Origin of the sequence: Arthrobacter sp. KN11-1C, from assembly GCF_052180225.1 — a bacterium.
Classification (GTDB): domain Bacteria; phylum Actinomycetota; class Actinomycetes; order Actinomycetales; family Micrococcaceae; genus Arthrobacter.
This window is the reverse complement of the sequence record NZ_CP197467.1, coordinates 2714069-2727699: the sequence shown is the minus strand read 5'-3', so window position 1 is coordinate 2727699 and position 13631 is coordinate 2714069. Positions and strand designations below refer to the sequence as shown.

The following is a 13631-nucleotide window of genomic DNA, read 5'->3' as shown; positions in this document are numbered from 1 at the left end:
CGGATGAAGCCCCAGCTGCCGGCCGGAGCGGCCACCCGATCCGCCTTGTACCTCCTTGGTCTGCTGTCCTCGCTCAAGGCATTGTCGCTGGTACTGATCGCGCAGGCCATCGCGGGGATGTTGTCCGGCCTTGCCGCCGGCGGCATGGGGTGGCGCGAAGGACTCGCCTGGGGTGCCGCCGGCGCTGTCCTGCGCTCGCTGACGGTCTGGGGCCAGGGAGTCGCGGCGCGCCGGGCAGCCCTCGGGGTCAAGGAAGAGTTGAGGTCCCGGCTGCTGGGGCGTGCCCTCGGCACCGGAGCTGCCGGCCGGGTCGGCGACGTGAACGACGGCGGGCTCGCCGTGCTCGCAACCCGCGGACTCGATGCGCTGGACAACTACTACACCCAGTTCCTGCCCGCCTTGGTCAATTGCGCTGCGCTGCCTTTGCTCCTTGGCGCCCGGATACTCTTCGCGGATTGGGTCAGTGCCGTGGTGGTGGTGCTGACCTTGCCGCTCGTCCCGCTGTTCATGGTGTTGATCGGCCGCCATACCGAGGACCGGGTCCATGAAGCCCAATCCACGCTGCGGAGGCTCTCGGGGCACATCCTTGAGTTGGCCAAGGGACTTCCTGTGCTGGTGGGACTGGGCCGCGCAGGCGAACAGCGCGCAGCCCTCGAGGACCTCTCCGAGGAATACCGCTCGCGGACCATGGGAACCCTGCGGACCGCGTTCCTCTCCGCGCTCGCCCTCGAGCTGATAGCCACCATCTCGGTGGCGGTCGTGGCCGTGTTCATCGGAGTGCGGCTGGTAGCGGGAGACATGGGCCTGGAAGCCGGCCTGCTGGCCCTCATCCTCGCCCCCGATTGCTATCTTCCCTTGCGCGAGCTGGGCACGGCCCACCACGCCAGCGACGACGGGCGTGAGGCCTTGGCCGCAACCAACGCCGTGCTGGAGTCGCCGGCGGGCCGTTCGCTCAATGATGATTCCGGTGCTGAAGCGCACGACGCCGGAGCGTCCGCCGGCATCGTGGTCACCGGGCTGACGGTGACGTACACGGGAAGGGCGGGTGCCGCCGTCGGGCCTATCGACTTCGACGCTCCGGCCGGGAGGATCACCGCCCTGGATGGCCGCAGCGGTTCGGGCAAAAGCACCATCCTTGGCGTTCTCGCCGGCACGATCGGCGACGGTCCGCAGGCAACAATCGACGGTTCCGTCACCGGACTGGATGCCCGCTCGGTGGCGTGGGTACCTCAGCATCCCGTCATGGTCGCAGCTACGGTCCTGGGCGAGGTTGTCCTTTACCTGAACGGCGGCGACGCGGACTTCGCGTCACCGGTCCTTACGTCGGACGGCCCCGGGTCCACGCAGGACGCCGACATCGCGAGGGCCATGCGTTGCCTGGAGCAGGCCGCCGCGGAGCACCTCGCGTTCAAACATCCTGCCGAGTTGAGCCCCGGAGAAGTGCGACGCGTGGCCGTGGCTCGCGGCCTGGCGCGCCTCAACGCAGGTGCCACGGTCCTGCTGCTCGACGAACCCACCGCGCACCTCGACGTCGCGTCCGCGGATGCCATCCGATCCGCGATCGCTGGGCTCCGGGGGGCCGCGACGGTCATCCTCGTGGCCCACGACACCGCGACCCGGAAGCTGGCGGACAACGTCATAAGCGTCGACGGCGTGACGGTCGACCGCGGGACTGGGCAGGAGCATGCCGGTCCCGTGGGCCCGGAATCCGCCGTGTCCGTGCCGGCCCCGCTCAAGCGGGATGCGAATGCCGGAACCACACCGGACGGGGGACTTGAACTCCCCACCGCCATCTCCGCGCTCAAGGCCCTGGCGCGCATCCTGGCGCCCGTCCGCTACAAGTTCGCCGGTGCCGTGCTGCTCGCGGCGCTCGCCGCCTTGTTTGCCGTGGCGTTGTCCGGGCTGTCCGGCTGGCTCATTATCCGCGCCAGCGAGCAACCGCCGATCCTGTACTTGCTGGGAGCGATCGTCGGCGTCCGGTTCTTCGGCATAGGCCGGGCCGTGCTGCGCTACTCCGAGCGGCTCGTCGTCCATGACACGGTCTTCGCGGCGATGACGAGGCTCCGGGGCGCGCTCTGGGCGAGCCTCAGCGCCCGGGCCTTGTCCTTGCGGCGGCTCCTGCTGGGCGGAAATGTGCTCGGAGCGGTGGTGGACGACGTCGACACGCTGCGTGACGTGCTGCCGCGCGTTGTCCTTCCACCCCTCTCCGCGATTGTGGTTGCGGTGGGGGCGGTGGTCGCCTCGGCCCTGCTGGTTCCCGCCGCTGTGCCGGCGGTGGTGGCAACCGCCGTGGTTGGCCTTGTGCTGGCTCCTCTTCTTGCCCTGGTGGCGGACCGCAACGCGGCCCGCTCAGAGCAGCAACTGCGCTCATTGGTGCTTCGCGACGTTGCCGCAGCCCTCGACGCCCGTGCCGAGCTCAGCGCCAACGGCGTTGCCGGCACGGTCCTGTCGTCCCTGACTCGAAAGGACAACGCAGCCACTGCGGCGGCGCAGCGTTCGGCATGGGCGGACGGCATCGGCCAGGGACTGACCGTGCTGGCCTGCACCCTGGGGGCGCTGGGGGCAGGCATTCTCGCCGCACCCTCGGTGCAAGACGGAACTGTCGCGCCGGCTGTGCTGGCCGTCGTCGTCCTGGTTCAGCTGGCCCTCGCGGAGCCCTACGGAGCAGTTGTGTCTGCAGTACGGCAGGGGCCGGCGTTGACTGCGGTGCTGCGGCGGATCGCGCAGTCCCGAGCCTTCGACGCCCCGGATGCCGACGGCGGTGTGCTGAGGGTGCCGGAACGGCCAGACCGTGCCGCGGGCCTGCTGCTGGACGGCCTCGAAGCGTCATGGCCCGGCGGAGCCCCCGTGTTCAGCGGGCTTAGCGCCGAAGCGGCCCCCGGGCAGTGGCTCGCGGTCACGGGACCCTCCGGCTCCGGGAAATCCACATTGCTCTCCGTGCTGCTGGGCTTCCTGCCCGCGTCTTCCGGCAGGGCATGCGTCACCGGGAATGCCGCCTGGTGTCCCCAGGAGGCCCACCTTTTCGACTCCACCATCCGCGGCAACCTGCTGCTCGCCCGCCCGGCCGGCCACAAGCCTTCCGAAGCGGACATGCACAAGGCGCTGGGCGCCGTCGGACTCTCACGATTGGTATCCGGACTTCCCCAGGGCCTGGATACCCGCATAGGCCCCTCCGGTTCGTCCCTGAGCGGCGGCGAACGCCAACGGCTCGCCATGGCCCGCACGCTCCTCACCGGCGCGGCTGTCCTCCTCCTGGACGAGCCAACCGCGCATCTCGACGCCGAGGCCGGGCACCTCATGATGGCGGAGCTGCGCGCCGGACTGAAGGATGTCACCGTGGTCCTGGTGACCCACAACCCGGCCGACATCGCCGGGGGAGACGCCCGCCTGGATCTCGGCACGCCGTCGGCACTCCCGGAGCTGGTGCGGGGAAACTAACCCGAAGTTACGTTTGTCCGAGCCGCCCGACGGTGGCATCCACGGACTCGACGATATTCGCCACCAGCTTCCGTGCGTCGTCCTCCCGGATGAGCGGCGTCGATTGGCCTGCCCACAGGGACATCAGGTCAGGGATTCCCTGCGCCGCGGCAGCTGGCCGGAATTTGCCGGTGAGCCAGTTCTGGATCGGGAACGGGGCATGGGCGGCAGGATCGGCGAGCTCCGCGATGATCCGGTTGGGGATGCCGCGCGCCAAGCGGCCGCTGAGGGCGCGGGTCAGGACGGTGTGGGCGGCGTCGGGTCCGCGCATCGCGGCCAGGTGCGCGGGACTGATGGCGGACTGCCGCGTGGCCAAGAAGGCCGAACCGATCTGGACCGCGTCCGCGCCCAGCGCCAAGGCGGCAGCGACCCCGCGGCCGTCGGAGATGCCACCTGCGGCGATGACCGGAACCGAGACGGCATCCACCACTTGCGGCACCAACGCCATGCTCCCGACGAGCGAGTCCTCCGGGGCGCGGAGGAAGGAAACCCGGTGTCCGCCGGCTTCCATGCCCGTGGCGACGATCGCGTCAACGCCGCCGGCATCCAAGGCCACCGCTTCGTCGACCGTGGTTGCAGTACCCGCCACCACGATTCCGTTCCGGTGGGCCTCCTCGATGACGGCCCCGGACGGAACGCCGAACACGAAGCTCAGCACGGCGGGCCGGGCATCGATGGCCGCCTGGATCTGTTCCTGCAGATCGGGCTGGTAGGCATCCGGTTGCGCGGGTGGTTCCACGCCCACCAGCTCGAAATACGGCCGGAGGATGTCCACGTAGGCGGCGAACTGCCGGGCGCCCGCCGTTGGCGGCTCTTCACCCTCGATGGGGAGCCACAGGTTCAGCGCGAACGGTTTCCCGGTGGCTTCCCGGAGTTCGCGGGCCGTGGCGGCAATCCGTTCCGCGTCGTAGCCGTAGAGGCCGTAGGAACCCAGCCCGCCGGCCTCGCTGACGGTGGCCGCGAGTTCCACCGAGGACAGGCCGCCGAACGGACCGAGGACGATGGGCAACTCAATGTTGAGGAGGCGGGTTGCGCGTGTGTCTTTCCACGACATCGCAGCGCCTAGCCGTCCACGTCGTGGAGGTGGTGCACTACGTCGTGCAGGAAGTACTGGGCGAATGTCAGCACGGTGAACGTGGAGCCGTTGCTGCGGACCCCGGTGCGGGGCCACTCATCCTCGTGGACAGCGGCGAAGGAGTTGGCAATCTGGGTGCCCTCGGCGGCCAGCTGCGCAGCCACTTCCGCGGGGTCCGCGTTGGCGTAGTCGCCGTCGATCGCGGCCTTGTCCTGGTCCCAATTGGCGAAGTGGGCGTCGTCCTCCCGCAACATCAGGTTCAGGCGTTGGTCGAACAGGCTGAAGACGTCCCGCACGTGACAGGCATACTCCAACGGCGACCACGTGTGCTCGTTCGGGCGGGTGGACACGTCTTCCCGGCGCAGGACGGCCCGCCACCGCGGCAGCATATTGAGGACTGTCCCCGGGACGGTGGACGGGGTCACAGTGGCGGCATCGAAGCCGCATTCGGGACAGGGCGTGGACAGGACCCAGGTCCAGTCCTTGTCATCGGGAATGATCGGCATGGCAGTAGTCTAAGGGCCCGGATTCCTGATCCGGTCACCCTGCCCGGAGAGAGGCACATCCCCGGTCTGATCAGCCCGATCAGGAGTAAAGTTAGGTGCTGGGGAAGCCTGGAAAGTGAAATTGCCATGCTTAAGGATCTAAACGTCGCCGGTGTGCTCCCTGCCAGCGATATCGCCCGCGCCCGCGACTTCTACCGTGACAAGCTCGGTCTCGAACCGGATAATCCGGAGGCCAACGACAACCTGATGTACAAGTGCGCCAACGGCACAGCCTTCCTGCTCTACGAGACGCCCAACGCCGGGACCGCCAAGAACACCCAACTGGGATTCCAGAGCACGGACCTGGACCAGGACATGGCCGACCTCAGGACGCGCGGAGTCGTTTTCGAAGAATACGACTTCCCGGGCCTGAAGACCGAAAACGGCATAGCCACCTTGCCGGACGGCGAAAGGGGAGCCTGGTTCCTCGACTCGGAAGGAAACATCATCAGCATCGCGACGATGTAGGCGAGCGGGGCCGGAACAAAGCCAGCCGGGACGTAGCAGTCACCGGCGGCTTCCCGTCAATTCTCCCCGGCGTTTCCTTCATCCCACGCCATGCTCGCACCGATGGCGTCCACAGGCTGGGAGAGGGGAACGCCGGAGCCGTCGCGGCGGCCGTGCTCTTGCGGGAGGGACCGGGCAACGCCGGCGCTCGATGCCGCCTTCGCCGGACCATGGCCCGCCCATCCGAGCAGCAGTGTGTCTTCACCCTTGAGGAAGCGGTGGGCCCGTACGCCTCCCGTGGCCCGGCCCTTGGCCGGGTACTCCTCGAACGGGGTGATCTTCGCTGTGCCCGGAGCGGTTCCCGGCAACGCACCGTTGCTGCCGGCAATCGTTACGACGACGGCGGCAGGGTCGGTGGCGCGCACCGTGCCAAAGTGGATGACGTCGTCGCCGTCCCCAAGTTTGATTCCCGCCATGCCGCCCGCGGTGCGGCCCTGCGGCCGGACGGCGGAGGCGCTGAACCGCAGGAGCTGTGCAAGCCGGGTTACGAAGACGAGGTCGACGTCGTCGTCCTGGGCAGGCTCCACGCCCACCACAGCGTCCTTGTCCTTGAGGGCAATGATTTCCCAGTCTTCGCGGTTCAACGGGTAGTCGGGTTGGACGCGCTTCACCACGCCTTGGAGCGTTCCGATGGCCAACACGGCATCCAGCGGCACGAACGCCACCAGCGATTCGCCCTTGAGCAGGGTGATGAAGTCTTTTGCCGCGACGCCCCCGGCAAGATTGGGCAGGCCGGACATGGGCGGCAGCGCCGGCATGTCCATGACCTGTACCCGGAGCATCCGGCCCTGCGAGGTGACCGCGCCGATCTCGCCGCGTGCCGTTGTCTTGACCACCGAGCGGTAGACATCATGTTTGCTCCGCGGGCCTGATTCGGCCAGCGGCTCCTGGTTGGAGGTGCGCGCGATCTGGCCGGAGGCGCTGAGGATTGCCCAGCAAGGGTCGTCGGGGATTTCGAGCGGGAGCGCGGCGGCCTTGCCCTTGCCGGCCGGGACGGCTGCTGCGAGGGCCGCTGCGACGGTGGGGGATACGGCCTCGGATTCGAGGAGGACCGTACGCCGCGGGGTGCCGTATTTCTCGGCCACTTCGGCCAATTCTCCGGACACCAGCTCGCGCAGGAGCACATCGGACGCCAGGATCGCCTCGAGCTCGGCGATCTCGTGGCGCAGTTCTTCCTGTTCTTTCTCGAGTTCGATCCGCGAGTACTTGGTCAGTTGCCGCAGGCGGAGTTCCAGGATGTAGTTGGCCTGGATCTCTGACAGGTCGTAGATGGACATCAGGCGTTCGCGGGCCGCCGATGCCTCGTCGGAGGAGCGGATGATCTGGATGACCTCGTCGATGTCGACGATTGCGATCAACAGGCCCTCCACCAAGTGGAGGCGGTCCTTCTTCTTGCCGAGGCGGAAAGCGGTGCGTCGGCGCACCACGGACAGGCGGTGTCCAACATAGACCTGCAGGAGCTGGAGCAAGCCCAAGGTCTGCGGCTGCCCGTCCACCAAGGTCACGTTGTTGATGCCGAAGGAGTCTTCCATCGGGGTGAACCGGTAGAGCTGCTGCAGCACGGCGTTGGGGTTGAAGCCGTTCTTGATCTCGATCACGAGGCGCAGCCCGTGCTTGCGGTCCGTGAGGTCCATGACATCGCTGATGCCTGTCAGCTTTTTGGCGTTGACGGCATCCTTGATCTTCTCGATGACCTTCTCCGGACCCACCATGTAGGGGAGCTCGGTCACCACGAGGCCGGTGCGGCGCGCCGTCAGCTGCTCGATCTCCACCTTGGCGCGGGTCTTGAACGAACCACGTCCGGTGGCATAGGCATCGCGGATTCCGTCCAGTCCCACGATCCGGCCGCCGGTGGGCAAGTCCGGGCCGGGCACGAACCGCATGACGTCTTCCAGTGTGGCGTCCGGAGTGGCGATGAGGTGCCGGGCGGCCGCGATGACTTCCACGAGGTTGTGGGGAGCCATGTTGGTGGCCATGCCGACGGCGATGCCCGTGGTGCCGTTGACCAGCAAATTGGGGAAGGCCGCGGGCAGGACATCCGGCTGGGTGAGCTGGTTGTCGTAGTTGGGGACGAAGTCCACCACGTCTTCGTCGAGGTGCTCGGTCATCGTCATCGCAGCCGCGGCGAGCCGGGCTTCGGTGTAACGCGGTGCGGCCGGGCCGTCGTCGAGCGAACCGAAGTTGCCGTGCCCGTCAATCAGGGGCAAGCGCAGTGAGAAATCCTGTGCCATGCGCACCATGGCGTCATAGATGGCTGCATCACCGTGGGGGTGCAGCTTTCCCATGACTTCACCCACCACGCGGGCGCTCTTCACGTGCCCGCGGTCGGGGCGCAGGCCCATGTCGCTCATCATGTACAGGATGCGTCGCTGAACGGGCTTGAGGCCGTCGCGCGCATCGGGGAGCGCGCGGGAATAGATCACCGAATACGCGTACTCCAGGAAGGAGCCTTCCATTTCGGAAGTGACGTCGATATCGATGATGTTCTCGGTGAAGTCCCCGTCGAGGGCGGCCGAGGCCGCGTTCGCGCGGGAGGGACTTTGGCTGCGTGCCATGGATTCGGTGGATCCTTAAACGTGTACTGCGGAAGACTTAGCTAGGCTAAGCCTATGGTGGATCAGCCCGGCGCCGGCGTATATCCGGAATATTGGGAGGCCGATGTCGTGCTTCGCGACGGCGGAACGGCCCACTTGAGACCTATCTCACCCGAAGATGCCGATGCGCTCCAGGCCTTCCACACCGCGCAGTCCGAGACGTCCATCTACATGCGGTTCTTCTCCTTCAAGTCGAGGCTCTCCAGCAAGGAACTTCGCCGCTTCACCGAGGTGGACCACAAGGACCGGGTGGCGTTCGTCATCACCATCGGCGGGGAGATCGTCGGCGTCGGCCGCTACGACCGGCTCGATGACCCCACGGAGGCCGAGGTTGCCTTCAATATTTCCGATATCCAGCAGGGCCGGGGCATCGGCTCCATCCTGCTCGAACACCTGGCTGCGGCTGCCAGGGAGAACGGCATCCGCCGTTTCACGGCCGAGGTCCTGCCCGAGAACCGCAAAATGCTCCGCGTGTTCGCGGACGCCGGGTACGAGCTCGTGCGCAAATTCGACGACGGGGTGGTGAGCGTTGACTTCAACATCGACCCCACCGAAAAATCCCTGGCTGTCATGGAATCGCGGGAACACCGCGCCGAGGCCCGCAGCGTGCGCGACTTGCTGGCGCCGTCGTCGATCGCCGTGGTGGGTGCCAGCCGCAGGTGGGGGACCATAGGGCACCAGTTGCTTGAGCACATCATGGAAGGCGGGTTCAAAGGCGCGGTCTACGCCGTCAACCCGGAGGCGTTCGAACTGGCCGGCATGAAGTCCTTCGCCCGGATCGCCGACGTGCCCGGGCCGGTGCAACTCGCCATCATCGCGGTGCCCTACGAGGAAGTGCCGAAAGTCGTGGACGAGTGCGGGGCAGCCGGGGTCAAAGGCCTCGTGGTCGCCACGGCCGGGTACGCGGACGACGGCGAACAGGGGTTGCGGAGGCAGCGGGAGCTGGTGCGCCAGGCCAGGTCCCATGGGATGCGCGTGATCGGCCCCGAATCCTTGGGGATCGTGAACACCAACCCGGACGTTTCGCTCAACGCGTCCATGGCCCCGAGCCTGCCGCGGCGCGGCGGGTTGGGGCTGTTTTCGCAATCCGCGGCCATCGGGGTTTCCGTCTACGCCGCCGCGAGCCGCCGGGGCCTGGGCCTTTCGTCCTTCCTGTCCGCCGGGAACCGCGCCGATATCTCCGGCAACGACGTCATGCAGTTCTGGGAAGACGATCCCGACACCGTCGCCGTCGGGCTCTACTTGGAGTCGATCGGCAATCCCCGCAAATTCTCCCGCCTGGCGCGCCGCTTGTCGCGGACCAAGCCGGTCATCGTTGCCAAATCGGACGTCACCGGGCTGCGCCTTCCGCCGGGGCACGTGGTCAGGACCACGCTCGCGCCCGCGGCAGCCCTGGACGCGATGATGCGGCAAGCCGGGGTCATCGCCGTGGAGACCATCGAACAGCTCATGGACGTGGCGCAGATCGTTTCCAGCCAACCGTTGCCCAAGGGTGCGGCGCTCGCCGTCTACAGCAATTCAGCGGCGTTCGGGAAGGTCGTAGCGGACAACGCGGCGCCGCAGGGACTCGTCGTCGACCGGATCGTCACCGACGTGGACCTGGAGGCGGGGATGTCCGCAGCGCGGGACGGGCTACGGCGCAGCCTCAGGAAGACACTTGCGGACGATGCCGTGCATGCGGTGGTGGCGGCGATGGTCCCGTCCCGCAGCCTCACGATGGACGCGATCGCGGGAGTGCTCGCGGAATGCGCGGCCGAGGCCGGCAAGCCCGTCGTGGCGGCCTTCACGGGGATCCTTGACCCTTCCGTGCAGCTGGACGGCGTGCTCGCGCCGGGCGGAGAGTCCGGGCCGTCCCTTCCTTGCTATTCCAGCGCGGGCAACGCGGTGGCCGCACTGGCGGCAGTGGTCCGGTACGCGAAGTGGCTCGACCGGGACCAGGGCATCTTCGTGGAGCCCGCGGGTTGCGATCGCGAGGGCACCCGCGAACACATCGAACGGCTCCTGTCTTCGGTCCCGGGAGAGCAATTGATACGGCTCGACGACGGCGAAGGCGCGGCTTTGCTGTCCCGCTACGGCATCAACGTGGTGCCGTCGGCGGTGTTCGAGAGCGACGACGAAGCGGTCGCCGCAGCCGAACGGCTCGGCTGGCCCGTGGTGCTCAAGACGACGGATCCCGCCCTCCGGCACCGCCTCGACCTCGGAGGAGTGCGGCTGGACATCGAGGACGCGGACTCGCTGCGCCGCAACATCGCGCAGATGCGCCGCGCCCTGGAGCCCTACGGTTCATCCGCCATCGAGGTGCAGGCCATGGTTTCCGTGGGGCAGGCGTGCACCTTCCGCGCCATCGAGGATCCGCTTCTGGGCCCGGTGGTGTCCTTCGGTTTGGCGGGAGACGCCGTGAACCTCCTGGACGACTGGGCCCACCGCGTGCCGCCGTTGTCCTCCACCGATCTCCACGATTTCATCAGGGCTCCCCGGGCTTCGCTCAAGCTTTTCGGCTACCAGGGGCTGCCTGCGGTGGACGTGGCGGCCCTCGAAGACCTGGGCGCACGGCTGGTCCGGCTCAAGGATGAACACCCCGGGATCGCCCTCGTGGAATTCAATCCCGTCCTGGCCGGGACGCAGGGCGCGAAAATCCTTGGCGCCGAGGTGTGGATCGGGAACGCCGCCCAGCGCACGGACAGCGCCCGTCGCGCGATGCTCAGCTGACCGGACAGTTATGAAGTCCCCAGCCGATCTGTGAAAATGGGGGAATGAGCTCGAAGTCCCCGACGCCTCCGTCCGGTCCGGCTACCACCGGGCACCATGCAGCACACAATCACAGCTCGCAGGGGCAGAGCCTGGACCAGGCACTTCAACGGGCAGGTTTCTACCCTGTCCTTGTTGCCGATGTTGTAGCCGATGCCTTGGACGGGCGTGACTGCCTCGCGCACCTGGTGCATTTGGAAACGCATTTCGACCGGGCCGAGGTCCGGCGGCACATCACGGTCCTGGTCCTCACCGATGACATGCTGGTGATCACCCACGTCGACGACCAGCAGCTCGACGACGCCGGGGAGCAGATCGTCGCCCAGATTTCCACGGAGTCCGTGCCCGTGGCACAAATCCGCTCCGTGGTCCTCAGCTACATGTATGCGCAGCCACAGAACTACACTCCAAGCGACCCCGTCAGGGAGCTCACCCTGTCCATTGCCTGGTCAGGTGGCCAACGCCTGGACGTGGGACCCGCCAGTTGCGGCGATCCCCAGTGCGAAGCCGACCATGGGTACACGGGCACCATCTCGCAGGAGGACATTGTGCTGCGGATCAGCTCCGAGGCCGACGGTCCCAGGGCTGTCCAGGACGCGAAGGTCTTTGCCCGTGCCCTGCGGGCTGTGAACACCGGCGGTCCGGGGCCCTCGGTCCACCCCGGTACGATGTCCGCTCCGCGGCTCCGCTCGGGGGTCTTCGGCAACAGGCTCAGCCGGGGGCACCAGCGCTGATGGCGACGTCGGAACCCATCGCCGAGGACACCGTCTCCGTTTCCAGTGCCGTCCCTGAGCTTCCGGCTTCGCCGCTGTATGGCAGCAAATCGATCGCCGAGGTCTTCACCAGCGCCGCAGCGAGCATGGGCCTGCCCGGATTCGAAAACAAGCTGCAATTGCCTCCGTCGCAACGCGTGTGCGTGGTCCTCGCTGACGGACTGGGGCGCAACCTCTTGAAGCAGAAGGCCGCCCACACTCCGTTTCTGAGGTCAATAGCGAACGCGGGACAGGGAGCGGTCCCTGTGTGGCTTGATGCGGCTTTTCCTTCCACCACGGCATCGTCCTTGGCGAGCCTTGGAACCGGCCGTACGCCGGGCGAACACGGCATGGTGGGCTATGACGTCCTGGACCCCGACCAGGACAAGGTAGTCAACCTGCTCGGCAACTGGGACGCCGGCGTCGACCCGCTGCGCTGGCAGCCGTTCCCCACGATTTTCGAACGCGTGGCGGCCGACGCCGACGTCGTCACCGTGAGCCTGCCCCAATTCGGCGCGTCACCGATGACCCGCGCGGCGCTCCGGGGAAGCCGCTTCGTGGGCGGCAGCTCTCTCCATGCCCGGACGGCAGCGGCGGGGGAGGAGATGGCGGCAGGAACCCGCTCGCTCATGTACTTCTACGTCAACGAGCTGGACAAAGCCGGGCACCGCTACGGCTGCCAGTCCGATCGCTGGGAGCACCAGCTCGAGGAAATAGATTCAACGGTCAAGAGGCTCTCTGCCGCATTGCCCGCGGGGACTACCATCCTGCTCACCGGCGATCACGGGATGGTGGACGTCCCCGAGTCGCAGCGCATCGACTACTCGGCCGATCCTGCCTTGATTGCCGGGGTCCGGCACACCGCAGGCGAGCCACGCATGGTTCACCTGTACTTCGAACCCGGCGCCGGGGAGCTCCAGCGGGAAGCCGTGTTGAATGCCTGGCGCTCCCGATTCGGCGATCGGATCTGGGCCTTCACCCGCGGGCAGGCCCTTGAAGCAGGGCTCTTCGGGGTCCTTCGGCCGGAAGTTTCCGGCCGGATCGGGGATGTCATGATCGCCGCCAGGGATGCCTTGGCGCTCTACGACGTCCGCCGTGTCCGTCCGACTGCCTTGGAAGTGGTGGGGCAGCACGGTTCCCTGACCAAGGCGGAGCGCGAAGTTCCGCTGCTGTGCTTCCAAGCCGGAGGTCCCAAGGGCCGCCGTGGCTGAGCTCATTTTCTTCTCCGGAACCATGGACTGCGGCAAGTCCACCCTTGCTTTGCAGATGGATTACAACCACCGTGCGCGCGGCCGGGGCGGGGTCCGCTTCAGCTGCAACGACCGTGCCGGCGGTTCCGTCATCTCCAGCAGGCTCGGACTCCAGACTGACGCCGTGGAAGTCATCGACACAACGGATTTCTGGGACGAGGTTGTCCGACGCCGGACCACAGGCCTCACGGTGGACTACCTCATCTGCGACGAAGCCCAGTTCTACTCACAGGAGCAAGTGGAACAGCTCGCGCGCGTCGTCGATGAGATGGGCGTAGACGTGTTCGCTTTCGGAATCACGTCCGACTTCCGCACCCGTCTTTTCCCCGGATCCCAGCGTTTCGTGGAGCTCGCGGACAGGGTCCAGGTACTGCAGGTCGAGGCGCTCTGCTGGTGCGGCCGCCGGGCAACCCACAACGCGCGGACCGTGGACGGCATCATGGTGGTCGAAGGCGAGCAGGTCGTGGTGGGCGACGTTGCCATGGAGGCCGGCCGTGCGGAGGCTGCCCCGGAGCAAGCCGAAGCGTCACACCCGGTGGTCGGATACGAGACCCTATGCCGCAGGCACTACATGCGCCGGGTCACGGCACACGGGGCCAACCTCATGGCGAGCCGGGATCAGTTGCTGCCCTTCGAGGTCGACGCTTGCCTTTGGCACGGCGCCGGCTGAAGCTGCTGCGTAG

9 protein-coding genes are annotated in these 13631 nt (G+C 67.3%); 6 read left to right on the top strand and 3 right to left on the bottom strand.

Annotated features, from left to right (window positions below; translation table 11 throughout):
- The first annotated feature begins 3 nt into the window (after window positions 1-3).
- A complete protein-coding gene (cydD, locus tag ACSBOX_RS12795) occupies window positions 4-3438 on the top strand; it encodes a thiol reductant ABC exporter subunit CydD (RefSeq protein WP_442542798.1) in 3435 nt (1144 codons plus the stop codon).
- Between the two features lie 7 nt (window positions 3439-3445).
- On the opposite strand, the gene ACSBOX_RS12790 is transcribed toward cydD, so the two are convergent.
- Window positions 3446-4531: an NAD(P)H-dependent flavin oxidoreductase gene (locus ACSBOX_RS12790; RefSeq protein WP_442542797.1), complete on the bottom strand. Its 1086-nt coding sequence runs from the start codon at window positions 4529-4531 to the stop codon at window positions 3446-3448.
- A gap of 8 nt (window positions 4532-4539) precedes the next feature.
- A complete protein-coding gene (locus tag ACSBOX_RS12785) occupies window positions 4540-5058 on the bottom strand; it encodes a DinB family protein (protein WP_442542796.1) in 519 nt (172 codons plus the stop codon).
- 126 nt (window positions 5059-5184) lie between these two features.
- Here ACSBOX_RS12785 and ACSBOX_RS12780 point away from each other — a divergent pair, with 126 nt between their 5' ends.
- Complete coding sequence (locus ACSBOX_RS12780; RefSeq protein ID WP_442542795.1) at window positions 5185-5565, top strand: VOC family protein; 381 nt, start codon at window positions 5185-5187, stop codon at window positions 5563-5565.
- Window positions 5566-5621: 56 nt separating this feature from the next.
- Here the strand turns inward: ACSBOX_RS12780 and ACSBOX_RS12775 are convergent, their stop codons facing one another.
- Complete coding sequence (locus tag ACSBOX_RS12775) at window positions 5622-8159, bottom strand: DNA gyrase/topoisomerase IV subunit A (RefSeq protein ID WP_442542794.1); 2538 nt, start codon at window positions 8157-8159, stop codon at window positions 5622-5624.
- Window positions 8160-8213: 54 nt separating this feature from the next.
- Between ACSBOX_RS12775 and ACSBOX_RS12770 the strand changes: the two genes are divergently transcribed.
- From ACSBOX_RS12770 to ACSBOX_RS12755, 4 genes are read left to right on the top strand one after another with little or no spacing between them, the layout of a single operon-like run.
- Window positions 8214-10907 (top strand): bifunctional acetate--CoA ligase family protein/GNAT family N-acetyltransferase, encoded by a 2694-nt coding sequence (locus ACSBOX_RS12770; protein WP_442542793.1) that lies wholly within the window; start codon window positions 8214-8216, stop codon window positions 10905-10907.
- A 44-nt stretch (window positions 10908-10951) separates the two neighbouring features.
- The gene (locus ACSBOX_RS12765; protein ID WP_442542792.1) at window positions 10952-11680 is read left to right on the top strand and encodes a DUF5998 family protein; all 729 of its coding nucleotides are present in this window, start codon (window positions 10952-10954) and stop codon (window positions 11678-11680) included.
- Entirely contained in the window at window positions 11680-12909 is a 1230-nt protein-coding gene (locus ACSBOX_RS12760; RefSeq protein WP_442542791.1) for an alkaline phosphatase family protein, read from the top strand. The genes ACSBOX_RS12765 and ACSBOX_RS12760 overlap by 1 nt, the downstream gene beginning before the upstream one ends.
- Entirely contained in the window at window positions 12902-13618 is a 717-nt protein-coding gene (locus tag ACSBOX_RS12755; RefSeq protein WP_442542790.1) for a thymidine kinase, read from the top strand. Before ACSBOX_RS12760 ends, ACSBOX_RS12755 begins: the two co-directional genes overlap by 8 nt.
- Window positions 13619-13631 lie beyond the last annotated feature (13 nt).

Bases quoted from the DNA above. Each gene is read 5' to 3' on its own strand.
- cydD (WP_442542798.1), top strand. From the start codon at position 4: ATGAAGCCCCAGCTGCCGGCCGGAGCGGCCACCCGATCCGCCTTGTAC.
- ACSBOX_RS12790 (WP_442542797.1), bottom strand. From the start codon at position 4,531: ATGTCGTGGAAAGACACACGCGCAACCCGCCTCCTCAACATTGAGTTG.
- ACSBOX_RS12785 (WP_442542796.1), bottom strand. From the start codon at position 5,058: ATGCCGATCATTCCCGATGACAAGGACTGGACCTGGGTCCTGTCCACG.
- ACSBOX_RS12780 (WP_442542795.1), top strand. From the start codon at position 5,185: ATGCTTAAGGATCTAAACGTCGCCGGTGTGCTCCCTGCCAGCGATATC.
- ACSBOX_RS12775 (WP_442542794.1), bottom strand. From the start codon at position 8,159: ATGGCACGCAGCCAAAGTCCCTCCCGCGCGAACGCGGCCTCGGCCGCC.
- ACSBOX_RS12770 (WP_442542793.1), top strand. From the start codon at position 8,214: ATGGTGGATCAGCCCGGCGCCGGCGTATATCCGGAATATTGGGAGGCC.
- ACSBOX_RS12765 (WP_442542792.1), top strand. From the start codon at position 10,952: ATGAGCTCGAAGTCCCCGACGCCTCCGTCCGGTCCGGCTACCACCGGG.
- ACSBOX_RS12760 (WP_442542791.1), top strand. From the start codon at position 11,680: ATGGCGACGTCGGAACCCATCGCCGAGGACACCGTCTCCGTTTCCAGT.